The 22,693-nt window shown below is 32.1% G+C and carries 23 protein-coding genes and 2 pseudogenes; 21 read left to right on the top strand and 4 right to left on the bottom strand.

Annotated features, from left to right (window positions below):
* Nucleotides 1-3: 3 nt before the first annotated feature.
* Complete coding sequence (locus tag AA0X95_RS20395; RefSeq protein ID WP_413301059.1) at nucleotides 4-396, bottom strand: (2Fe-2S) ferredoxin domain-containing protein; 393 nt, start codon at nucleotides 394-396, stop codon at nucleotides 4-6.
* A gap of 515 nt (nucleotides 397-911) precedes the next feature.
* On the opposite strand from AA0X95_RS20395, the gene AA0X95_RS20390 reads away from it, so the two are divergent.
* From AA0X95_RS20390 to AA0X95_RS20360, 7 genes and pseudogenes are all read left to right on the top strand, one after another.
* The gene (locus AA0X95_RS20390; protein WP_413301057.1) at nucleotides 912-1,931 is read left to right on the top strand and encodes a CobW family GTP-binding protein; all 1,020 of its coding nucleotides are present in this window, start codon (nucleotides 912-914) and stop codon (nucleotides 1,929-1,931) included.
* Nucleotides 1,932-2,020: 89 nt separating this feature from the next.
* Nucleotides 2,021-3,202 (top strand): GTP-binding protein, encoded by a 1,182-nt coding sequence (locus tag AA0X95_RS20385; RefSeq protein ID WP_413301055.1) that lies wholly within the window; start codon nucleotides 2,021-2,023, stop codon nucleotides 3,200-3,202.
* Nucleotides 3,203-3,225: 23 nt separating this feature from the next.
* The gene (rpmG, locus tag AA0X95_RS20380) at nucleotides 3,226-3,375 is read left to right on the top strand and encodes a 50S ribosomal protein L33 (RefSeq protein WP_144548409.1); all 150 of its coding nucleotides are present in this window, start codon (nucleotides 3,226-3,228) and stop codon (nucleotides 3,373-3,375) included.
* A 167-nt stretch (nucleotides 3,376-3,542) separates the two neighbouring features.
* Nucleotides 3,543-4,118, top strand: a complete 576-nt coding sequence (gene dcd / locus AA0X95_RS20375; RefSeq protein ID WP_413301053.1) for a dCTP deaminase — start codon at nucleotides 3,543-3,545, stop codon at nucleotides 4,116-4,118.
* A gap of 83 nt (nucleotides 4,119-4,201) precedes the next feature.
* Nucleotides 4,202-4,594: pseudogene (locus tag AA0X95_RS20370) on the top strand (MogA/MoaB family molybdenum cofactor biosynthesis protein); the annotation flags it as partial.
* 197 nt (nucleotides 4,595-4,791) lie between these two features.
* Nucleotides 4,792-4,968, top strand: a complete 177-nt coding sequence (locus AA0X95_RS20365; protein WP_413301051.1) for a YkvA family protein — start codon at nucleotides 4,792-4,794, stop codon at nucleotides 4,966-4,968.
* A 201-nt stretch (nucleotides 4,969-5,169) separates the two neighbouring features.
* Complete coding sequence (locus tag AA0X95_RS20360) at nucleotides 5,170-5,334, top strand: hypothetical protein (protein WP_413301049.1); 165 nt, start codon at nucleotides 5,170-5,172, stop codon at nucleotides 5,332-5,334.
* A gap of 586 nt (nucleotides 5,335-5,920) precedes the next feature.
* Here AA0X95_RS20360 and AA0X95_RS20355 read toward each other — a convergent pair.
* Nucleotides 5,921-6,532, bottom strand: a complete 612-nt coding sequence (locus AA0X95_RS20355; RefSeq protein ID WP_413301047.1) for a hypothetical protein — start codon at nucleotides 6,530-6,532, stop codon at nucleotides 5,921-5,923.
* Nucleotides 6,533-6,982: 450 nt separating this feature from the next.
* Here AA0X95_RS20355 and AA0X95_RS20350 point away from each other — a divergent pair, with 450 nt between their 5' ends.
* From AA0X95_RS20350 to AA0X95_RS20315, 8 genes are all read left to right on the top strand, one after another.
* Nucleotides 6,983-7,612: a DUF1643 domain-containing protein gene (locus tag AA0X95_RS20350; RefSeq protein ID WP_413301045.1), complete on the top strand. Its 630-nt coding sequence runs from the start codon at nucleotides 6,983-6,985 to the stop codon at nucleotides 7,610-7,612.
* A 98-nt stretch (nucleotides 7,613-7,710) separates the two neighbouring features.
* The gene (locus tag AA0X95_RS20345; protein ID WP_413301043.1) at nucleotides 7,711-8,688 is read left to right on the top strand and encodes a hypothetical protein; all 978 of its coding nucleotides are present in this window, start codon (nucleotides 7,711-7,713) and stop codon (nucleotides 8,686-8,688) included.
* 66 nt (nucleotides 8,689-8,754) lie between these two features.
* Complete coding sequence (locus tag AA0X95_RS20340; RefSeq protein ID WP_413301041.1) at nucleotides 8,755-9,699, top strand: HNH endonuclease; 945 nt, start codon at nucleotides 8,755-8,757, stop codon at nucleotides 9,697-9,699.
* Nucleotides 9,700-10,105: 406 nt separating this feature from the next.
* Nucleotides 10,106-10,594 carry a GIY-YIG nuclease family protein gene (locus AA0X95_RS20335; protein ID WP_413301039.1) on the top strand — a complete coding sequence of 163 codons (489 nt, stop codon included), beginning with the start codon at nucleotides 10,106-10,108 and terminating at the stop codon, nucleotides 10,592-10,594.
* A gap of 638 nt (nucleotides 10,595-11,232) precedes the next feature.
* Nucleotides 11,233-11,676 (top strand): hypothetical protein, encoded by a 444-nt coding sequence (locus tag AA0X95_RS20330; protein WP_413301037.1) that lies wholly within the window; start codon nucleotides 11,233-11,235, stop codon nucleotides 11,674-11,676.
* Nucleotides 11,676-12,350 carry a hypothetical protein gene (locus AA0X95_RS20325; RefSeq protein ID WP_413301035.1) on the top strand — a complete coding sequence of 225 codons (675 nt, stop codon included), beginning with the start codon at nucleotides 11,676-11,678 and terminating at the stop codon, nucleotides 12,348-12,350. The genes AA0X95_RS20330 and AA0X95_RS20325 overlap by 1 nt, the downstream gene beginning before the upstream one ends.
* A 527-nt stretch (nucleotides 12,351-12,877) precedes the next feature.
* Nucleotides 12,878-14,002 (top strand): SPFH domain-containing protein, encoded by a 1,125-nt coding sequence (locus AA0X95_RS20320; protein WP_413301033.1) that lies wholly within the window; start codon nucleotides 12,878-12,880, stop codon nucleotides 14,000-14,002.
* Between the two features lie 3 nt (nucleotides 14,003-14,005).
* A complete protein-coding gene (locus tag AA0X95_RS20315) occupies nucleotides 14,006-14,602 on the top strand; it encodes a hypothetical protein (RefSeq protein ID WP_413301031.1) in 597 nt (198 codons plus the stop codon).
* Between the two features lie 488 nt (nucleotides 14,603-15,090).
* Here the strand turns inward: AA0X95_RS20315 and AA0X95_RS20310 are convergent, their stop codons facing one another.
* Both AA0X95_RS20310 and AA0X95_RS20305 read right to left on the bottom strand, forming a co-directional pair.
* Entirely contained in the window at nucleotides 15,091-15,636 is a 546-nt protein-coding gene (locus tag AA0X95_RS20310) for a hypothetical protein (protein WP_413301029.1), read from the bottom strand.
* 177 nt (nucleotides 15,637-15,813) lie between these two features.
* Nucleotides 15,814-16,179, bottom strand: coding sequence for a hypothetical protein (locus tag AA0X95_RS20305; protein ID WP_413301027.1), 366 nt, complete (start codon nucleotides 16,177-16,179; stop codon nucleotides 15,814-15,816).
* 964 nt (nucleotides 16,180-17,143) lie between these two features.
* On the opposite strand from AA0X95_RS20305, the gene AA0X95_RS20300 reads away from it, so the two are divergent.
* The 6 genes and pseudogenes from AA0X95_RS20300 (at nucleotide 17,144) to AA0X95_RS20275 (ending at nucleotide 22,412) form a co-directional block, all read left to right on the top strand.
* On the top strand, nucleotides 17,144-17,356 hold the full coding sequence (locus AA0X95_RS20300) for a hypothetical protein (RefSeq protein WP_413301025.1): 213 nt from the start codon (nucleotides 17,144-17,146) through the stop codon (nucleotides 17,354-17,356).
* A 236-nt stretch (nucleotides 17,357-17,592) separates the two neighbouring features.
* Nucleotides 17,593-18,840, top strand: a complete 1,248-nt coding sequence (locus tag AA0X95_RS20295) for a hypothetical protein (RefSeq protein WP_413301023.1) — start codon at nucleotides 17,593-17,595, stop codon at nucleotides 18,838-18,840.
* Nucleotides 18,841-20,222: 1,382 nt separating this feature from the next.
* The gene (locus AA0X95_RS20290) at nucleotides 20,223-20,855 is read left to right on the top strand and encodes a hypothetical protein (protein ID WP_413301021.1); all 633 of its coding nucleotides are present in this window, start codon (nucleotides 20,223-20,225) and stop codon (nucleotides 20,853-20,855) included.
* Between the two features lie 6 nt (nucleotides 20,856-20,861).
* Nucleotides 20,862-21,167, top strand: a complete 306-nt coding sequence (locus AA0X95_RS20285) for a winged helix-turn-helix domain-containing protein (RefSeq protein ID WP_413301019.1) — start codon at nucleotides 20,862-20,864, stop codon at nucleotides 21,165-21,167.
* Between the two features lie 117 nt (nucleotides 21,168-21,284).
* Nucleotides 21,285-21,554 (top strand): annotated as a pseudogene (locus tag AA0X95_RS20280) (ATP-dependent DNA ligase); the annotation flags it as partial.
* 144 nt (nucleotides 21,555-21,698) lie between these two features.
* Complete coding sequence (locus AA0X95_RS20275; RefSeq protein ID WP_413301017.1) at nucleotides 21,699-22,412, top strand: GntR family transcriptional regulator; 714 nt, start codon at nucleotides 21,699-21,701, stop codon at nucleotides 22,410-22,412.
* Nucleotides 22,413-22,693 lie beyond the last annotated feature (281 nt).

The raw sequence follows: 22,693 nt of genomic DNA, 5'->3' as shown, positions 1-22,693 counted from the left end.
CTTTTAAAGTATTTTCGAAACTTTGCCTACTTTTTCTTTGTCTTTCTGTATCCCGGTGACTACTCCGTTTACACGTTCAAAACCTTCACCATTAAATAAATGGCTTATCTTTTCTTTATAATCCTTACTGGCAAGAAGGGAATCAATGAAGATAGAGGCATCCTCAGGTTTTAAATCTTTATACCAAGTCCCATTAGGATAGGAGATGACAACACATTTATCTTGGCATCTTCCATTGCAACGAGTTCGGGTTGTATGGATAGTGTCGTCGGCATTTCGGTCTGAGATTTCTTTACGAATTGCTTGCGTTAGTTCCTCTGCACCCACCTGGTTGCAGCTGCTCCCATTACAAATTAGAACATGATTTTTAGTTTTACTTAGATCCCATGTAGCCATATTTTTCATCCTTTCTTTTAATCGAAATTATTACGATTTAAAATCGATAGCTGTCTTTACTCGATTTTTTTACTACACCTATTACATCCATTCCTTTTATTTACAACATATTAGAGATAAAACGGAATCATTACGATTTAAACAATGCTATTTTAACCTATGTTTAATCCATATGCAACATAAATTGGATAAACATGGGTTCAATCAGTAAGTAGGGACGTGCTGTCTTATTTGGGTTTAAGTAGAAAATGCCACAAGGAGCTAAAATTATAGAACTTACGGTATAACACAAAGGTACAAATCATTTTAATATTTTTAACAAAGGACTTGCTCAAAAAATTAAAAAGTGGTAAATTAACAATTGCTATCATATAAATCGTAATGGTTACGATTTCTATTTCGTTGGGAGAATGGGGTGTTTATCCATTAATTATGGGTGATGATGGTCAGATTAGTTGGAATATAGGACTATATTTTATGTTTTATTATCCCATTGATATTCGAGGAGGATTATTTTGAAAAAAATACCGACTTATATTATTTCAGGATTTTTGGGAAGCGGAAAAACAACATTACTACTACATTTATTAAAATATTGTAAAGCACAAAAAAAGAAGGCTGCCATTCTCTTAAATGAGCTAGGAAATGTGAATGTTGAAAATCACTTGTTTGAAGACGAAAATGTATTTGAGTTATTAGATGGATGTATTTGTTGTTCCATTCAAGAGGATTTAAAAGCTACCTTAACAACTCTGGTAGAGTCACACATGGAAAAACCGATAGATGTATTATTCGTTGAAGGAACAGGGGTTGCCAATCCGTTAGAGATCGTAGAAGTAATCGCCAGTCCCCCTTTTGTGAATTCGTTTGACATACAATCCGTCATTAGTATGATTGATGTAAATGCATATTTAGATAATCAAGATATATTTACTTCGAAAACCATTCGTGATTTGCTTAAAAACCAAATTAAGGGTGCAACAATGGTTGTTCTCAATAAAGTTGATCTTGTGAAAGAAAAACAATTACAAAAAGTTGAAGTGAAAATAAGTAAGTTGCTAGATACCAATACACCGGTAATAAAGACTTCATATGGAAATGTTGATCTAAGAGAATTATTACAAAAACGATCGAACACGACTGTCTTTTCACATCAACATCAAACCAATTGTTGTGGGGATTCCCTGAATTCTTCTTGTAGTCACCATACACACCATCATGACCTTACACACCATCATGATCATGTACAGCACACCAGTATTAAAACCATAACATTTCAAGATGTGCCTTCTGTAACGAAAAGACAACTAAAAAAATGGTTAAAGTCATTACCAGAAGGGATTATGCGTGGAAAAGGATACATATTCTTGCAAGATAAACCGGGATTGTATCCATTTCAATACAGTTCGAGTCAAGTGCACATAGGGGATATTCCGCTAAAAATTGCAGTAGATCCTTGTATGGTGTTAATTGGGAAAGATATAGACATTACGACTATTCAAAACTCTTATGCTTCCCAATTTTCGTTATCTTAATTTCGCATGGAAAGAATAGTTCAAATGATTAGGTGTAAAGGTATATCATCTAAATCGTAATCATTCAGGTTTAAAGAGGAGAAATAAAAGTGAAGAAAATACCAGTAACCGTATTAAGTGGATATTTAGGAGCAGGAAAAACAACATTATTAAATCACATTTTAGCTAATCGGGAAAATAAAAAGGTTGCTGTGATTGTTAATGATATGAGTGAAGTCAATATTGATGCGTCTTTAGTAAAGCAGGGAGGCTTTTCGCGTACAGAAGAGAAACTGGTGGAAATGCAGAATGGATGTATTTGCTGCACGCTGAGGGAAGATTTAATCAAAGAAGTGGAGAAGCTTGCTTCTCTAGGAGACATTGATTACATTGTGATTGAATCAACCGGCATTAGTGAGCCGATACCCGTTGCCCAGACGTTTACCTACGTTGATGAAAATTTAGGAATTGATTTATCGGCTTTTTGCAGACTGGATACGATGGTGACTGTGGTTGACGCGAATCGTTTCTGGCATGATTTTTCCTCTGGTGAAAGCCTGCTTGATCGGAAACAAGGGACTGATGAAAGTGATACAAGAGAAGTAGTCGATTTGTTAATTGACCAAATCGAGTTTGCCAACGTTATTTTATTAAATAAAGTGGACTTGATAGAAAAAGAAGATAGACATGAATTAAAGTCAGTCCTTCAAAAACTAAATCCGGATGCTTGCATTATTGAAACAGATCATTCCAGAGTTCCGCTGGAACAGGTTTTAGATACAAAACTATTTGATTTTGAAAAAGCAAGCCAAGGTGCCGGCTGGATAAAAGAATTAAATAATGAACATATACCGGAAACAGAAGAGTATGGAATCACATCTTTCGTTTATCGCAGGCGACTTCCTTTTCATCCGGAAAGATTAATGTACTGGATTGAAGAATGGCCTGTAGAAGTTGTTCGGGCAAAAGGCTTCATATGGCTGGCATCCCGCAATAATACAGTAGCATTGCTGTCACAAGCTGGTCCGTCCATCACATTTCAAGGGGCTGGAGAGTGGATTGCAGCCTATCCTAAAGAGGAACAACAAGAGATTTTTCAGGAAGACCCTGAATTATTGGATAGATGGGATGAAGTTTATGGTGATCGATTAACAGAGCTTGTTATGATTGGAATCGACATGAACCAGGAAGAGATTGAAAAAACTCTTGATGACTGTTTATTAACCGAAGAAGAACTAACGATAGAGTGGTCTACATTTAAAGATCCACTACCGCCATTTGTGGAAGCATAAAACAATATTAGGAGGAATTTATGATGAGAGTAAAAATAACTTTAGCATGTACAGAAACAGGTGATCGAAATTACATTACAACCAAAAATAAACGAACACATCCAGATCGATTGGAATTAAAGAAGTATTGCCCTCGATTAAAAAGACATACATTGCATCGCGAAACAAAATAAAAAAGATTTACCTAATTAGGAACGTTTTATCCCTTGTGCGCCTTTATTCGACAAAGGCGCATACTTTTTAGAATCACTTTAAAGGGAACAATACACTAATAGTACTTCTTCATACTAACCTAAGCATTTTGGGCAAAAGCAAATAGAATATGATAGGAGGTTAGAGTGTGATTCTTTCTGATAAGACCATTTTGAAGAAGTTAAAAGAAAAGGAGCTAATGATAGAGCCTTTATCACAGTTGCAACTACAGCCAGCTTCTGTTGATTTAAGGTTATCCAATCATTTTTTAACAGTGGATGAAAAGGTTGTTCCACTTATTAAAATTGACAAACCCGCCTACTATAAAGAATTTTGTAGAGATACGATTATTATACCACCTCAATCTTTCGTATTAGGATCTGCCCTTGAGTGGATCCGCTTACCTAATAATATGACCGCTTTTGTAGAAGGAAGAAGCTCCATTGGAAGATTAGGCCTGTTTATTCAAAATGCTGGATGGGTGGACCCTGGTTTTGAAGGGCATATCACTTTAGAACTTTATAATGCTAACCGTGTTCCAATCGAATTAAAAGCAGGAATGCGTATCTGTCAGTTGGTCCTAGCAACGTTAGATCAAGAAACGGCTCCCTATATGGGAAAATACTGTTGTCAAAACAGGACCACTGAAAGCAGAGTCTATTTAGATGAAGAATCTGTAGAATTAAATTCGAGGTACAACTACAAGTTTAAAGAATTTGATTAACTTTTTCTCTCTATTTTTGGATTTAATACGAGATTAGTTCTCTAATAGATGAAAATAAAAGTAATCAAAAGGAGGGATAGAAAATGGGTGTTGAGCAGCATAAGAAAGAATCGCCTAAAAAAGTAAATTGCAAAGTCATCACAGTCAGTGACACACGGACGAACGATACAGATAAAAGAGGAAACTTAATTATCAGGTTATTAGAAGAAAATTCTCATATAATACATGATTATGAAATCGTTACAGATGATTTTGAGGTAATTGAAGAAGCAATTAAAAAGGGATGTCTTGATCAAGAGATTGATGTTGTCTTAATAAATGGTGGAACAGGTATTGCAAGTCGTGATGTTACAGCGGAGGTTGTTCAAAGTTTATTAGAAAAGGAACTGACAGGATTTGGGGAGATATTCCGAATGCTTAGTTATTTAGAGAATATTGGAACTGCAGCGATTTTAAGCAGAGCCGTTGCCGGGGTATCGAGAGAAGCCTTTACTTCCTGCTGAATCCTTTCGAGATAATCTAGATGATTATATATATTGAAGTTTGGTTTTTTAGGCAGTTCTTTTATTTAAAAAAAGTAATTATACTTTCAGTACTAATGGTAAAATGAGAGAAAAAGAGGATAAATCATAAAAGAATAGCGACTCATAATAAGTGAAAGAAGAGGAATGAAATGAAAAAGTTATCCAAAAAAACCAAGTGGTTCATAGCAGTAACCATCCTTTATCTCGTCTTCCCTCAGGACATTATTCCTGATTACATAATCGGATTGGGGCAAATCGATGATATCGCCTTAATTGGTCTTACGATTAAATCCATCAAGGATGATTTAAAAAGAAATCAAAAATAATAAAAAGCAATTCCTTAAGGAAGTGCTTCTGGTTGTTTCTTTTGTCTATAGAGAAAACTTTGGAAAAGAACTTAATTATTAGCGTTTTGTATTCAATCTGTAGTTTTATATCTTTGTTTAAAGTGAAAGTCAGGAAAATGGGTGTACTTGTTCTTCTGGCTAAGGATTATTACAGGGAAGATGTAAAGGTATATTCAAAAGTTGCTAAAGAAAACGCTTTGCAGCAAAGAATTAGGTGAGGAATTTAATGTCGATATCACGTTCTATGATACAGACTTAGACCTTTATTTTAAAAAAGAACTTTTTCTCGGTTATTTCTTCTTCATTTATCTATTTGCTGCGCAATACAACCTTACTATGAAATAGAAAATCAAATATTCAACAAACGGGTGTTTAATGGGGGGCTTTTAATTATTTCTCGTTCTTCCACAACAGAGATTCGCTATATTAATAGAAGAGGTTGTAAGCTTTTTCAACGCTGTCTACACATAAATAATTGCAGAAATAAATGTATGTATTAGTGGTATATATCTATTTTTATGAACCGTCTCTCAAGAATGTAAAGCCACAAATATATTATAGGAATTAGTAGCTATTTAATATTTTATATTCGAAAAATTCGGTGCCGAGTTTGGTGACCATTTTAAAAAAATTAATGATACTACAAAACACTATAGATCACAGAAACCTTATTCTATAGGACTTTATGGGACTTTGTGATACTAGAAATAACATACTGTTTAGAACTCGCCAGATTGTGGACTATCATCTTCTAATGCATATAACGGTTGTACTGTGCAGGAAATTACTCTGTTATATTATGGTCAACATAATAATCCTTGGTATAAATTGACTTCTATTCATATCAAAATATTACTTCTTGTTGCATTAGATTAAACGATTCTAACTAACTGCAATACTCTAAAACGTCATCCCATGAGGGACACTTTTTTTAATTCAACTGTGGTAATAATATTTTAACAACGAATCCAAGAACTTCACCAATAGCAGCAGAACGAAGATCTTTTGTTAACGATGGTTTGTTGAGTTCCTCCTTGAGTTCCTCGTTTAGCCTTTTTATCTCCTCTAAAATTTTTCCTAACATCGTTTGAAAATCTATAGTTAAATTTTCAACTCTTTCTTCTAGGCTAATAAGCATCTCTTTGAGCTCTTGAAAAGTTGCCTCAACTGTATTATCCGTATTTAATGAACTCATAACATCCCCAATTTTTTGTTGGACCTGGTTAATATCTTTCTGTAGCACTATACCTAATTCTTCTCTTTGCTTAGATATTCGCTCAAGTTGAAATTCAAGTAACATTTTCCTTCCATTATCATAATCATTATTTATTACATCTCTATGTTCTATTTCAGTCCTTTTTAACTGGAAATATATTACTCCTTTTTGTTCAAATTCAAAAGGGGGAAGCTCTTCTTCAGCTACTCCTTTTGCTGTATTATCTTTTAGTAATATAAGAGTTAAATTAATAAATAATCTGAAATCCATTTTTAACAAGTTGGTTTCATATCTTTCCCATGTGGAGGCACCAGGGCATGTTCCCACTGAAATCCCTCTTTACCTTTTTTATTAATTCGTAAAGATTAACTTCTGAAATTTTCTTTTGTATACTTTTTTGATTAGTAGTTTTCTTCATTACTCCTTGTACCTTGACTAATGCTCTGTAGATTGTATCACACTTACATCCCTTTTCCAGTATCATTCTTTAGGTAATTAATTCATTGCTAGTATCCATATCCTGCGCAGCAAATATTAGGAAAAATAAACCATATACACTAAAATTAAAATAGATAGGGATGACCATAAGTCCATATAATAATTTGCCACATTTTTTCTCTCGATTTTTTTGACCAATCTCGTAACAGAAAATAATTTTAGATTTCAAAGAGCTAGCTTAATCAAGTAGATAATCTAACATTCATTTTATAGTATAATTGTTAATGGAAATATGAGGTAAATGGTAGGTTTCTAGAAAATAAATAGAGGTGAGATGCAATGGCCAAGAGAAATTATGATACTAAACTCGTTAGGGAAAAAGATATCAAGGCAAATAAAACTCCTCTTAACAGTAAAGTTGAAATCCGAACTGCATTAAGGATTCCTTTAAAGAGATGTTTCGCATCATGTATTCTTATGAATCCAAGTTCAGCTGATAATAATGACTCAGATGATACCATTAATTTTGTTACCGAGTACATACATAAGAATCTCCCTGAAGTCCAGTGGATAAGGTTTTATAACCTTTACCCTTTTTATGAGCCGAACTCAGCTAAAATTTATACCCTTATTAATAATTTAAAGCCATCAGAATATCGTTCAGCAATGAATAAAAATAGACTAGAAATTAAGAAGACACTTAAAACAACTACTCATTTGTTCCTTGGTTACGGTCAATGCAGTGGAGATTCTAATGATAAGGCTAAATATTATGATATCGAGACAGCTAAGTTATTGAAAATAATAGAGAAGTTTTATGATAGCAATATTTATGTATTTGAAACATCTCAATCAAAAAACATTCTAATAAAGGATAAATATCCTAGACATCCTAACCCGAATAATAAACACTTTGCTATTAACCATCACAAGTGTGACGTTAAGAATGGTTCAATTATACTTACTTAAAAGTGCTGCTGTAAAAATACCCAAGTACTACTATTAATCAGAGGAAAAATCTAATGATTAATTAATTTAATAAATAAGAAAGAGTTGTTATCAAACTGATGGATAAAAATAGGTATGTATTTAATTATTATAGCCAAAAAGAAAATAACGTTACAAAAGCATTTTTAAATGTATTGGAACACTCTGAATCAAGACTAACAGAAGAGTTTATAAGAAAAATATTACAATTTGAAACTAGGACAAGTGAATTTAGATATAAATATCAAGTAGTCAGTGACGAAATGAACCTTAATAATGAGAAAGCCCAAAATTTCATTTTAGGAATATCGGATAATTTAGAAATTAGAAATTTTAAGGATAGTGCATTATCAAGTGTTCCCGACGGAGGTATTTTCCCAAAAGGTAATGGAGATTTAAACGTAATAATTGAATCAAAGGTTGGAAAGAAAGTTTTCTTAACTCACGGACAGTTGCAAAGACATCAAAACTTATTTAAGCAATCAGTTAATACAACCTTCATATATCTTCTTTGGGACCAAATAAGGGGATTCTTTAAGGAATATAAAATTGCTTCAACTGATAGGTTAACCAATTTTTTAATAGACCATTTTGAGCATCTTTGTATTACTAACGATATTGGCACTAATATCATTAATAATGACCATTGGTTCTATAAATTTGGAGATTTTGAATACGTTGCTAGATATCTAGATGATATTATAATGAAAGAAATAAGATATAAAATATATTACCAAAATACCAAAAACAATGGAATAGGTTATCATATGCAACTTGACCGTAGTAAAGATGGGTTTGCTAAGCTCCATGTTGGAGGAGATGTTAAGTGTCTTATTTTAAGATATGGTAGTGGGAAAGATAATTTTGGTATTAGGCTCCAAGAAAGATTTTATAAAGAATACCATTTAAAAAATCGACGAAATGAATCAAATAGTAAAGCCCAACCAAATGAGCTTTGGTTGTATTTAGATTGGATTGCTAATAGTAAAATTGAAAAGAATAAATTAATAGAGTTAATTGAACTTTCATATAGAAAAAAATACAGAATTAAAGAATGAAATACATGCAAAATATTAGTGTTTATTGTATCTCAATTGAATAGTCAATATGAAAGGATAGTAAAAATGGAAAATGATTTATCGGTGTTCGAAGATGATTTAATTTTAGATAAAGAAGCAAGTGAGGTTTTAAGACTAGCAAATATCATAAAATCAACTCCATTAAGAGACTGCCAAATTAAGGTGGGGTCGTTTTTTCTACGAGGAAAAAAAGGAATTCTAAAACCACTTCAATATAGTAATGAAGATTTTCAATTGTTAGCTGGGCATCATGACTATATTTTTAATATGCAAGACGGTGATGTTGAACTTTCTATTCAGCTATATGAAAACGTAAATAATCATTATAGGATTAACTGTTTTAGTAGGTGTAATGATGTAAGTGGTCAGCTTTTTTCTATGAATCTAACTACTGAAAAAGATGCAAAAGGCTCTATCTTCTTTACTCAAAAAATTAAATTCTCTGAGCGGATTGAAGGGAATGCAGAAGTAACTAAGGCTTTCCGAAGAATGAAACAACAAGTCTTCTCTGGAATGCTATATAAGCTTGGTTTTGAAATATCAGAGACAAATGATTTGTACTTAGGAGTTTACGATACGAAGACGCAAAGCTTTTTAAATACTACACCAGAAAAGTTTATTTCGGATTTCCTTATGATCTCTTTACTAAAGGGTCACTTTATGGGAAACAAAGGGTATCAGTTAGAAATTTTGCCTTCCTATAATATTGATCCTGTTTGGCAATCGTCATCATCTTTAGAAACACTTTTTCCAGATAAAATACTAAAAAAGAGAGGAAATCGTTCTATTCCCCTTAGTCTCCGCTTCAAAGTTCTTGAAAGGGATCGAGCCTGCAAACTATGTGGGAGAACTCCTAAAGATGGGATAAAGCTTCACGTCGATCATATAACGCCGTATTCTTTCGGAGGAGCAACAGTCCTAGAGAATCTTCAAGCATTATGTGAAGAATGTAATATTGGGAAAAGTAATAAATCAAATCAAAGGTACTAGATTTTTTGATTGTATTATTTATTACTCTACATATAAAAAATATTTTAAAAAGCGAGGTCTTATAATTGGAAGAGACAATAAAACTAAAAACGATAAATGAAATATTAGAAACATCATTTTTTTATCTCCCATCGTTGAAGTAAGTTGTTTCAGAGGATGATAGATTTATCTTTATCGAGCCAATTAACTGCAGTTGCAACCTAATTAAGCGGATTCCATCCATTGTAAAATGGATCTAATAAGAATTATTTAAGAAAGTAGTCGTTATGGAGTCATCTTTTTGTTTGATTGGGAATAAATAATTGAAAAATAGGAACTGTTTAGTGAATTATGATAATATTTCCATGGCATTATTAACCTTTAATTGCCATGGAACACATACATATTTATATGGGGGAATGTAGAAATGGGTTTTAAGTACGAAGTAACTGAATTTGAGCCGGATAAAAAATACCATGTTTGGGAACATGAAAAAATTAGGACAGAATGTAGGACACCTGGTGTATACCTAATCTTTGATATTGAAGGTGAAGTAATTTACGTAGGTGAAAGTGGTAATGGAGAAGTTGATAGGGTAGGAGATCGTGTATCCAATCATATAAAAGGAGCTACCACAGAGTCGAAAAGGGGTATGCAAAGGCGAATCTATGAGATTTATATATATGAGTTCGAAAATACTCCTTCTGACAAGTTCGATAAGAGTATCTGCGAATTATATGCAAAAAAGTATTATGATAGGGCAATTTTTTCGAAAGATGATTTTAATTATGATTCAGAGGACACTATTAATTATTTAAGGGACGAAACTCGATTATGGAAGAATTGGCACAAACATTTTACTAAGGGTGGAATATATCAACAAAATATAGTTGATTCCGGGTTAACTTTGGAATAATTACTGAAGCTGTATTGCATACATTACTTATGCGATACAGCCAATATCAAGAGAAGAACGAGTAGTAAAAGCTAAGTCCAGCATTTTTCATGGATTAAATGATAAGGAAAAAGACTTACATGTATTTGTGCTTTCAAGTTATATTGAAACCGGCTTTGAAGAGCTTGACCAAGAAAAACTACCTGACTGCTTGAATTGAAAAATTATTCAATTCTTGATGCAGTCAGGGAACATGGTGGTGTAGAAATGATACAGAGTACATTTGTGTCTTTTCAAAGAGACCTATACAAAGAAGAAGCGTCTTAGTCTTATTTTTACATATTAGTATAATACGAAAAGCCATCTCTGGAGTGAAAGGAGATGGCTTTTCCGTTGGATAGGAAAAATATTAAAAGGGGAAAAGTACAGGAACCAATCTAAAATTGAATCATCCGCATTGTTGGTGGCAAAATGGTCATAATCCTATATCTACCAAGGGATTTAGATACGTTGATCTTGGTGGGAAGTGAAATGGGTTTGCCATCATCCATTTAATTTATTAAAGCATTATCAAAGTTCAGCGAAGCCTAACAAAAACCAAAGACTAAGTGATTATACCAAAAGTGTTATAATATGCAAGAATAGGAGTGTGTTGGAAAATGGAAACCGGTGAAATAATTCAACAAATTGAACGTATTGCAACAGACTTAAATAATAAAGGATATACTTTGTTAGCCGATAAATATTTAAGGAAGATACCTCAATTAAAAAATAACAGTAAAATTAATAAAGTTGTCTATGATGAAGAAGCAAGGACTTTAATGGTTAAGATTATAGAGGATTTATATAAACTTGCTGTAAATATTGAGATTCAAAATCAAATGTTGAAGAAAGCTAGTGATATTTTAGAAAATGATTTAAATGAGAATATAGATAAAATTACTGTTGAACTTAAAAGTTATAAAACAGATTTTCAAGAAATTCAAAATCAAATTTTACAATTTTATCAATTGATGCCGAACATAAAGATTCTTGTGAAAGAAGCACGGGATGAGGGGATTTTAAAAGATGAGGATAGTGAGATTTTAAGGGAGGTACAATAGTGATAACTACAATTGACGATGTATTGGGCAGTTTGCCTCAAAAACCTAGGAGGTGGAAGGGGTCTTCTACAGGCACCCTCACACCACCAAAATTGTATGAAATTTATGTTTATTCCCTAATAGCCCGTCAATTTAAAATTAAGAAGTGGCAATTAAATCATTATAAGAATTCTAAAAAGTTGAAGGGTCGAGGTAATTTCGTTTTTAGAGGATCGCCAGGATTTCTTTGGGGGGGGGAAAACTTTAGTTATATTCTCCTAGAAAATGGGGATAAGCGTTATGAAATGCATTTAAGTATTCAAATAAATGGAAAATCTTTAGTGGATCATGAGATAGATATTGCAGTTTTTGAACATAGAGCAGCTTATAATGCTGCAAAGAATGGTAGGGTTGCCCAGATTACAGGTGAGGAAACACCTTTAACAATTGAATGTAAAAAATATAATATAAAATTAGATAAAAAGCTTGCAAGAGAATGTCTAGGAGTTGCGATAGAAACCAAAAGAAATGCTCCCGAACGAATAGCAATGTTTATCACAAATAATAATAACAAAAAGGTTAAACAATTACTTGATAGGTATGATATAAAATTTTTTAGTGAATTTGACTCTAGTAATCGTTTTGTAATTAACGCTTTTAATATGTGTATTAAGGAGTTTATTGACACATTATAACTTTTCTGGTTATCAATTATAAGCTGTATCAAAATGCGGATCTAAAATTACAATTAAAAATTTATTTGGCCCTTATGCCAGCTCCTTTCCTTTAACCGTCTAATTGCCATAACGTTATTGTTGCGCATTATGTTGAAGGGGTTTTAATTGAATTTTCGTTGTGAAGTTCCTCCTGATTTTGCGGGAGGTTAAACACAGAAAAGAAAATTTAACGATTAGAGGAATTTATTAAATAGTAATATGTGGTTTTTGGTACAAATAATAAAATTGTGAAAAATTTCAATGATATGTAAAAAAATAACTGGTAAAATTAGTATAAAAGAAGTGGCTGGAGATAAGAGCTGATTTACTTCTCATCAAAAGAATCATTTAATTCAGGTTTTTTAATCTATGTAAATTACCATGCTAGTTTATTAGAAAGATTAATGAAAATTGCTCAGTTCTGTAATGTGAAAAATGATTTGTAATCTTTTATCCCATAATAGCGTTACTCTCCAACAATATAAAATTAAAAAGGTGAATATAAAATGGGTATAATTCAAGCGTTTACAGGTGCAATTGGAGGAACATTTGCTGACCAATGGAAAAAAATTATCACTGCTAGTCATTTTGATGAACATACTGTTGTATCTCCTGGTATATTGAAAGAAGCAAACAAAGGTCGTGTTCCAAACTATAATGGTTCAAACAGTGTTATTTCTAATGGATCGAAAATTTATATCCCTGAAAATACATCTGCTTTCATTTTTAGTCAATCCGGAATTGAAGAAATTATTACAACTCCCGGTGGATACGAATACGTAAATGGTCAAAAAAGTATTTTTAATGGTGACAGAATTACAAATTCCTTTTTAAAACAAGTAAAAGATAGAATCAGCTTTGGCGGGCAAGCATCCGACCAAAAACAAATAGCTTTCGTAAATTTACGTGAAATTCGTGGCATAAAATTCGGTACAAAAGGGCCACTTATTTATAATGATTTATATTATGGAACTGATCTTGAAATATTGGCTTTTGGTTCATTTTCATTAAAGATAGTAGATGCAGAAAAATTCATCAAAAACTATGTACCTGCAAATCTCAATTTCTATTCATTCGATGATCAAAAAGCGAGAGCACAGCTGCTATCAGAATTTCTTCAATCTTTTGTTGAGGCATTAAATTCACTCTCGATAAAATATCGAATTTCACAATTGCCATCAAAAGCTAACGAAATTGCTACTAAAATTTCTGATGCAAACTCAAACGCTGGAACATGGAAAGAGCGTTTTGGTTTTGAAATTGTTAAAGTGGGTATTGAAAATATTGAATTTTCACCTGAATCAAGAGAATTAGTGAAACAATACTCTTCAAATAAAATGAATCTTAAAGCCTTCGAAGATATTTCTCAACGGTCATCCAATATAGCTGCTCAACAAAAAATTGCACAGGGCATTCAAGACCTTGGTTTTGGGAATGGAGCAGGTATGATTTTTGGTATGAATATGGCTCAAGGCTTGAACCCACAGAACGCGTCACAAAGTGAATTAAAAATAAAAATGTCGGTTGATGAGCAAATCGAGGTCGTAAAGAAGCTTAAAGACTTGCTCGATGTCGGCATTTTGTCGCAAGATGAATTTGACTCTAAGAAGAAAGAGATAATGGGGTTGTAGATTATGTTAACAAGTGTTTTAAGTAAAGTTCCAGTGAAATATCACAATGGACTTAGAAATGGACTGTTGTTTGCCGCATTTTTCGCTTTTACTTTTGCTTCATTATCTTATAGTGTTTTTACCGAAGAAAATGAGACAATCACAAAAGAAACAGGGCACCTTTTCTGGAAAAAAACAACAGAAACTACGATTCATCATGATTTGAGTGAGAGGATACCAGATCTTATAGAAGCTATAGTTTTAATATTACTAGCAGTTGTTTGTCTTCTCATTGCATTAAGGTTGACTCAATTATCTTGGAAATTTAAAAAATATAAAGATATTATCAAAGGTAATGGTAGTCTATTAATTCAACAAATCGCGGATATTAATAATTCAAATCCACGCAAAGTTAAGAAAGACCTCCAAAATATGATCGATTCAAATTACATAAATGGGTACTATATAGACTATAAGCAGGGATTGTTGGTGGATAAAAGTTATATTCCCGAAAAGTCTGTTAAGATGATTGTTAAGTGTCAATCATGTGGAGCAAGTAATGAAGTAGTGATTGGACAATCAAATTATTGTAAGTACTGTGACAGCTTGATAATCCTATGATAGTTTTTTCAAAACTGCTTGAGGCCTGTGTGCCAGGTCTAGTGGGTTCGATTCCCACGCAGTCCCGCCATATATAAAAACATAAATTTAAACTATATAGTTTTCTTAAAGAGTTGCTAAATATATAGCAGCTTTTTTATTTTGGTTCTTCTTAAATATTTGCTAAAAAGTTTCGAAATTACTTAAAATCAGGGTTGCTTAGACTACCTAGTTTTATAAACTGGTGCGATTAGTGCCAGTTTTTTTTATGCGGTTCTTTTCGCCGTAGGTTCTAGGCGTTAGCTCCGGCCAACTTCAAGTTAAAATCGTAGTATTCATTAAGATTATCCCCCCTAACACTCTTAAAATACCAAAGAGACGGTTCAACTGGTAGTAAAGTCGATAAAGCAGTCCCCATGGCTTCAGACTAGCTTTCTGGAACCGCCCCATGGCTCTTAATAAGTTTCTTTTACTTCATGTTCGTCTTTAACCTGGACTCCTCTCATCATTTACCCATATGGAATAATTTTTCCGTCTCTGGTATATTCTTTAAGTGGATTTTCCATATTCACACTCGTATCAATAATTTTTGTGGTAAAACCTTCCGCCAAACATTTTAGAAAATCTTCAATTAGTACTGAGTTTTTTGCTGTAGTAAGGATTTGAAAAACTTCTTCATCGTTTATTGTCCATGTAAAATCCTCATCATCAAAATAGGGATAATATTGTTGTGTAAAATGGAAGATGAATGCTAATAATCTGTTATAGAGTTCCTGAATAAACCTGTTTCTTTCTCTTGTTCCTCTTACATTTTTTCTTTCTTCCTTTTTTTCAACACTTACGGTCCCCAGTAAAGTTTGATAAAATAATTTATATTCTATACGCGGTTGTCCATATGTTGGCAAAAGATCATTCAACCTTTTTCTTTCTCGGTACTCCTCGTCAATATATTTTTGTTTTTGATTAACCGAGGTTAATACCTCATCCTTTAAATACCATGGGCCCTCCAGCAATTCTACAAAAATATCAGCACAATGGTTTTCAATTTGGCTCATATAATCTGTATAAGCATCCCTGGATTTAAATAATTGCGTTACCCGTATAGGTTTTAATTCTTTGCATCTTTTCCCTGAAGAGGTATATCCAAAATCTCTCTCAAATTTATAGTTGATGAATTTCACCAATTTTTCTTTTGTTATATTCTCTATCGGAAATACTATGGGAATGTTTTCTTAAGTATCAAAGGAAATAAAGGTGTTATGTCTGTTTTCAAAGGCCGGAAAGGGCACTGATGGATACTCATCCAAAAACATTGTTCTTAACTCGTTATATAACTGGGAATTGTTTAAAGCTGCTTTATCAATTCTGTAAATTTTATATTTATCTCTTATTCTTTTAAATTTCTCATAATTATCCGTAATAGCTTTATTGATTGGCCATTCAATTTGTCCATAAGAGACATCGAACTCTCTATAATATGAAAGCAAATCCTCAATTTTAACCTGATAACTTCCTGCATTATCCACCAGAACATAACCATCACTCTTATTGCAAATTCCTAAAAAGCTTTCAACATTTTTATTTTGTTTATTGTGCATTATTTTAACTCCTCAACTATATTACAAATTTTTTTGTTTCTTCATTATTCATGCGATGCCTTTGTTACACATAAAGCCTTTTAACCGATACCTTTTCCTCTTTGTGTTATTTCAAATCTCCATCCATTATGGCCAATATTTAAACCAATAACATTATTCCGTTAAAACACCCAAAACCTGTATATGGTCAGGGTTTTCATATATAATGGCAATATGGATTGATACAGGTATTTCATTAAAGGCCTTTCCAACTCCAAGCTTAAAATCTTTGACTCCATATTTACTCTTATAATCCTTTGTTATATATTTTCTTATTCTGTCAATTTGTTGCAACGTAGTTTGTGAAGTTAAATCCATTTTTTAATAATGATTATTAAGTGGATAATATTTTGTAGTAATTGGCCTTTCGTAATCTATCAGAAGATTCTACATCATCTAAACTTAACACTACTCTTCTCCCAATCAAATTATTATTAAGTACTTTTTATTTATTATAAAAATATTCAATGCATAAGTATTAATTCCTCTTTTGTGGCCTCATATTTCACAGAATAATCATATCCAAAAAAAGCCATTTAATATTATGCCCTCTTACACTATTTCCCTGCAACCACTGTACCTATAACTGGACTTCAGGAGGTTTCCTCATGGCCCTTTACCATAAATGTATATATGAGGGTTGAAATCCCATAGCAGTTCCTGTGGTGGCTTAAATTTCCATTTAATAAAGCGAAAAATAATAATAACAATTTATTATCCGCATTTTTTAACATGTTCGACTGGACTGGCCATATCCAATCTTGATACTGTAACTAACCGAGGTGTTTATGTGGCTTCCCGTCCACCATCCGTTTATGTGTAATAGGGATATATGGAAAATGAAGTTTTTTCTATTGTTAAACCACTAGGAAACTTCATCAACAAAGAACGGCAAGAGTGTTCGTGTATTAGAGGAGGTTACAATATGCCCAAATGGAAATTCCGTTCTGGTTTTAAATATGTAACCGCAGTTGAACTTGATGATCATTCTCATCATATTATGATTCTGCAGATAGAAAAGATAGGGTTTTCTAATGGGTTCCAATCTTACTCAAAAGGGAAGGAACCCTATAATTTGGAAATCACAACCAGCATTTCAAACTTTTTAGAACTCCTAAGCATTGTTGAGAGCAGATGAAACACCAAGGGTTCTATATTCAGCTTAATCCTTATGTGACCTAAAAATCAGGGGGAGAGTATAGGTTTAGAAATCTAAATAAGCAAACTACTGTATACACTGATTTCTCATTATAGAGGTGAATACAATAAATGATTAGTAGAAAGTTTATTAATTAGATAAATTAACCTCGATTGAAAATCCATTATTAGGTAAAATAGTATCATTAAAGTATCTATCAGTTAGGAGGGGTTCATTTGTGTGAGGATGATTACGAATACGATTATGATTATGATTATGATGGTGATGAACCAGATTACTATGAAGAGGAATTGACCGAATTTAGAAAGGTCATAGTAGAATTTATTCAGAATTATGTTAATAAACCAATCAACAGGAAAACATTTCATCTTCTAAATGAAGTATATAAAAAATTTGAAGGTATTTATTATCCTTTTGAACGAGGAAGTTTAAGGAAACATTTCATATCCGATACAGTAAATCAAATTGAAAATAAAGAGTATAAGAAAAAATTTTTAACTGAAGCTTTTCTATATCAATTCAAAGGCTTGAACCTAGAAACTGAACCTACAAAATTCTTGAAAATTATGTATGACAATGACACATATGAATTTGCAAAAATGTTTTATAAAAATGATCTTTATCCCTTTATCATGAAGTTCATTCTTGAAGTGGTCAGTAGTATGGATAAAAGCACCTCCTATAGTCCATCTAAAATAAGTAGTTCTAAGTATCAAACCGATGACCATGAAGATGAATATGGTTACAGCCATGTCCTTTATTGGGAAGCTGTTCATGATGGTGACATTGTACCAGAAGATTACTTAGAGAACGATAGTAATCATTTTGACGGTTACGATGATTTTGATAGTTACTATTCATATGATAGAGATGATAGTAGGGATTATACCGATTCAGAACGGGTAGCACAAAAGTTGGAAAAATACATTCGGTTGTTAGAGGAGGAGACACCGTTTTTCATACCAATTAATGAAGTGGAACCTTTTTTAGAAAAGTTTAAAAAGCATGTCTATACAGCTGAAAGTCTACTTTCTGATATCAAAGTAAAAGAACAAATAGATTCTATTTTTGGAGAACTCGTAAGTATAGGCAGAGAAGCGGGCTTGGAAGTGTTAATATCAAAGTCTTTTGATAAAAAAATAAACTTTGATAAAAAAAATGGAAAAAGATATTTAGAGGTTACTCTCTTTAAACCAGTCAAGGAAAAAAGTAAGGATTGGAATAACGATTTTAGTCTATATATAGATAACATTAAGAAAAATATAAACATAAATGATCTGAAATTTGTTATTTCTGTTTTACAAGTAATTGGATACGATGTTGATGATCGTTACATTGATTTCGTATATGAGGTCTTAAAAAAGGATCATTTCTTCGGTAAAAATACAATTATGTTTAATTCAGGATTAAGTATAGAGGCTATAAATCACGGAGACGAGCTACGCCAATTTTTAAAATGGTAATTAATTTTATTTAGTTCATAAATATTTAATGGCAGAGCAATACTATTGTTTAGCTACTTTTTTATAATATAGTGATACGTAATGTTCGACCAACCGGTGAGAAAAGTGTAAGGAATTTTGGACTTTTCTTTCTCCCGAATGATTACGAAGTAATTATAGTGCGAATCGTAACAATAAGGACCCAGAAAAGGTTGAACGTTTTCAGAAATATAAATATACGAAGCTATATTATTTACCTTCTACTATTTTAGAAGACCATGTTGTAGATATAAATATCATTAACAGCTTTCCTTGAGTAATCATAGAGAGTCTTCTTAAGACGGAACAAATTACAAAGGTAGTAACGTTAAATCTATTCGGTTATTATTTATTTTTAGCTAAATTAACACTTCATTTAATTAGGACCGAGGATTCAGGAACCAACGAAAATAGGGCAAGTTTAGGGGCATAAAAAAAAAACGGTTAATCAATTGCTTCTTTTTCATTGATTAGTAAATTTAATATAAATTCTATGAAACACATAAAGTGTATTAATAATACTTAGCTTTAAGGTGAACTCCGCTACATCAACTCTTTGATTTCTACAGTCAGCAGTTCAGACACGTTAAGAGCGTCTGCAGATATTTTATTAAGCGTTGTAGTCAAATTATCATCTCAAGCGGTCACAAATAGCTTAGCCTTGAATGAAATTTATACAAAGTTCTAGTGAAAAGGGTATAAGTTTTTGCTTGATATATTGGGACTCATTTTTTCAGTTTGAACCTCATTTCTACGGTTAGCCTCTTGCATTACTATTTCTAAAAATTAATATTGTATATTTCAGCATGACAATTATGAATCGCTACTCTTAAGAATAATGTATAAAAGCTAATATATAAACAGATTTGTAAGTCATGCTACTGCAGTAACGGGTGAGGATTGTTCAATAAGAAAAAACTTAGTACGTCCTATAATGTAGCAGGATATTTGGTACCATAGATAAAGACAAGTAATAAAAGATTTCGCCTAACTTTCATATTCTTAAAATCCCTACGATTAGAGAGGTTTTACAAATTGAAATTTACACTGTTTTAAAAGGTAAACACAACTACATCTTTAATTTCTGCGATCACCATTCAAGTCATATAGAAAATGTTGCAGATTGGAATTGAAAAATGTATAAACTGCTAGAGGAAGTATTTACAAATTAACTTATCTATGATAATTATTAAATAAATAATTAATAATTTTTTTTTGGATTTCATCCGAAGACGGCATTCAAATAAGTTCCTTATGTGATAAATAAAATTCGATTTTATAGCCACTTAGCAAAAATAAAGTTACCTTTAAAGGTCATTTTATTTTTAGCTAAGTGGCTTTTATTTTTTTAAGGAGTTGGAACCATGAATAATAATGTGAAATTAAATGAAAAGAAAGTCTTAAACGAGTATTTTGACTACCTAAAATCTGATGAGGCAGCAATCGTGTACATTGTGAAAAACTTAGTAAATAATTTGGATTCTAAAAGGAAATGGATTGATGTTGTTGATTTTGATTGCTGGGGTTCAAGAGGAGGTATGCCAGCTTTTAATTATATTGTTGTGGCATTATTTGATAGGATGATATTCCCTAGTTATCCAAGTAATGCAAGCTTCCAATTAAAAAAGGCAATAACATGGAGGACCTGCCATAATGATATAAGTCAACAAAGATCCAAAGGGATTAGGGGTAAAACCTTTTTAATTACATGCAATTTATTTAATAAAAATAAAGGAAAGCTAGTAACAAAATTGTTTCATAACTGGAATGAGGAATACGGTGGTTTTGATTATTCTGGAAAAGTACCTACCAGAACCATTAGACGAAAAGTTCAGTTAGAACCCAAGTGGGAATATAGAATTACAGGTTGCCGGAAAATTAACTACAAAAGATTTATATATATAAAGGAAAACTACGAACAAATTTATGAACGTATACTAGATGAAAAACATGTATTAATAGAGTGGTTTTTTGAAAATTATCATGAGAGAAAGTAAGATGCATTGTTACAAGATTTATATATGATTTTAGCAAAACACTTCAAACTAAGTAGTGATGAAATTGCTGAAACACGTTCTAGTGGTAATCAAACGCTTTTGGTAAATCGAGTTGGTTGGGCAAGGAGGTATTTAGATAAAGCAGGGTTAAATAAGGTTGTTAGAAGAACGGTATTTCAAATCACTGAGAAGGGTATTGATATTAAATATTTAGAAAAAGTGAGCATTTTTTACTGCTCATTTTATGAATTGGGCTTATTTATTAGACCGATATATCTGCCGCACTTATTATTTACCACCCGTGAATTATAAATGTTCCTTTAACAAAGCGTTTTTTGAATTGGCTCTGCTTCATTTAATTCTCATTAACTTGATAACTGGTGCCATGTTAGAATTAAATCCAGAGATGATTTTATGTTTGTTTAATCTATGCTTCTTCAGCGCAGTGAAAAAGCTTTTAGTGATGAAGATTTTATAACAGAATTGAAGTTAGATGGCAAACGTTTAATCCTTTCCAAGTTTAATGGAAGGGTAAAATTATATACACGTCACAGTAATGAGGTCACAGCAAAATTCCCCGAATTACTTAAAATCGATATAGAGGACGGAACTGTTTTGGATGGGGAGGTAATAGTTACTGGCCATGATGGAAAGCCTGATTTTGAAACTGTAATGGAAAGATTTCAATCAAATAAGTCTGATCCAGTTTGCAAATATTCATGTTTGATATAACCAGGGCCAATACATTTCATAACTAAATGTTATAATTTGTCTCAATTATTGCATTAATATAGGATGAATAGTATTATAAGGTTATATAATAATGGATATGAGGTTAACATAATGAGCCTAAATAAAACTGATGGTTTGCCTTTATATAAGCAGCTTACCGACATTCTTCGTCGAGACATCGAAGAGGGGAAGTTCAAAAAAGGTGAAAAAATACCAACTGAAATTGAATTGAGTAAATTATATAATGTGAGTCGAATCACTGTTCGTAATGCACTAGAGGAATTAGCTAAAGAAAACTTGTTAATCCGCAGACAAGGTAAAGGGACCTTCGTTAACACTGAAAAACTTAGCAGAGGGATAAGTGGTTTAAAAAGTTTCTCGGATATGTGTCGTGAAATTGGATGTAAGCCGGGAGCGAAAGTTATTAAATGTGTAATTGAAGATGCCAATGATAAGGACATTGAAGTATTACAATTAGAACCAAATTCAAAAATTATTGTAATAGAACGTATTCGTTATGCAGATGGGAACCCTGTTGCCTTTGAAATTTCGCGATTACCTGAGCGGTTTACCTTTTTATTAGATGAAGATTTAAATGATGCCTCTATGTTTTCCATCATGTCTGAAAAATATGGTATAGTTTTTATGAATCCAAGGAAAATTATTGAGCTTGTTTATGCCACTTACGAAATGTCACGTTATCTTAATATTTCAATGGGACATCCTCTTTTATCAATATCGAGTGTATCAAGTGATCAGAATGGGGTGCCATCCCATCGATCAATGCAATTTATCGTAGCCGATAAGATTAAATTTATTGTATAAAGAACTTTTTGTAGCAAATAGTGATAATCCATTTTAATATTGCACAAATTTCAAGCATTTTATCTAATAAATGTTTGAAATTTGTGCTTTTTTGTTATATAAAAAATTCCCCCTTTATAATTGTTATAACTTTAATTTTTTAAGATGAAAATTTAGTACCAATTGAATATGCTTTCTAATGATATTTAAGAGAGAAGCTATAATTCTGGTAATTAAAGTGTTAGTTCCATTGGAAATTCAATTTGGCACAACTTTATTCAATTTTAAATTTTTTAAAAATT

Origin of the sequence: Neobacillus phoenicis (assembly GCF_047302305.1) — a bacterium.
Classification (GTDB): Bacteria; Bacillota; Bacilli; order Bacillales; family Cytobacillaceae; genus Neobacillus.
The sequence above is the reverse complement of the archived record's forward strand: the minus strand, read 5'-3'. Positions and strand labels throughout refer to the sequence as shown.

Bases quoted from the DNA above. Each gene is read 5' to 3' on its own strand.
- AA0X95_RS20395 (WP_413301059.1), bottom strand. From the start codon at position 396: ATGGCTACATGGGATCTAAGTAAAACTAAAAATCATGTTCTAATTTGT.
- rpmG (WP_144548409.1), top strand. From the start codon at position 3,226: ATGAGAGTAAAAATAACTTTAGCATGTACAGAAACAGGTGATCGAAAT.
- AA0X95_RS20365 (WP_413301051.1), top strand. From the start codon at position 4,792: ATGAAAAAGTTATCCAAAAAAACCAAGTGGTTCATAGCAGTAACCATC.
- AA0X95_RS20350 (WP_413301045.1), top strand. From the start codon at position 6,983: ATGGCCAAGAGAAATTATGATACTAAACTCGTTAGGGAAAAAGATATC.
- AA0X95_RS20345 (WP_413301043.1), top strand. From the start codon at position 7,711: ATGGATAAAAATAGGTATGTATTTAATTATTATAGCCAAAAAGAAAAT.
- AA0X95_RS20340 (WP_413301041.1), top strand. From the start codon at position 8,755: ATGGAAAATGATTTATCGGTGTTCGAAGATGATTTAATTTTAGATAAA.
- AA0X95_RS20335 (WP_413301039.1), top strand. From the start codon at position 10,106: ATGGGTTTTAAGTACGAAGTAACTGAATTTGAGCCGGATAAAAAATAC.
- AA0X95_RS20330 (WP_413301037.1), top strand. From the start codon at position 11,233: ATGGAAACCGGTGAAATAATTCAACAAATTGAACGTATTGCAACAGAC.
- AA0X95_RS20320 (WP_413301033.1), top strand. From the start codon at position 12,878: ATGGGTATAATTCAAGCGTTTACAGGTGCAATTGGAGGAACATTTGCT.
- AA0X95_RS20315 (WP_413301031.1), top strand. From the start codon at position 14,006: ATGTTAACAAGTGTTTTAAGTAAAGTTCCAGTGAAATATCACAATGGA.
- AA0X95_RS20310 (WP_413301029.1), bottom strand. From the start codon at position 15,636: ATGAGCCAAATTGAAAACCATTGTGCTGATATTTTTGTAGAATTGCTG.
- AA0X95_RS20305 (WP_413301027.1), bottom strand. From the start codon at position 16,179: ATGCACAATAAACAAAATAAAAATGTTGAAAGCTTTTTAGGAATTTGC.
- AA0X95_RS20300 (WP_413301025.1), top strand. From the start codon at position 17,144: ATGCCCAAATGGAAATTCCGTTCTGGTTTTAAATATGTAACCGCAGTT.
- AA0X95_RS20290 (WP_413301021.1), top strand. From the start codon at position 20,223: ATGAATAATAATGTGAAATTAAATGAAAAGAAAGTCTTAAACGAGTAT.
- AA0X95_RS20275 (WP_413301017.1), top strand. From the start codon at position 21,699: ATGAGCCTAAATAAAACTGATGGTTTGCCTTTATATAAGCAGCTTACC.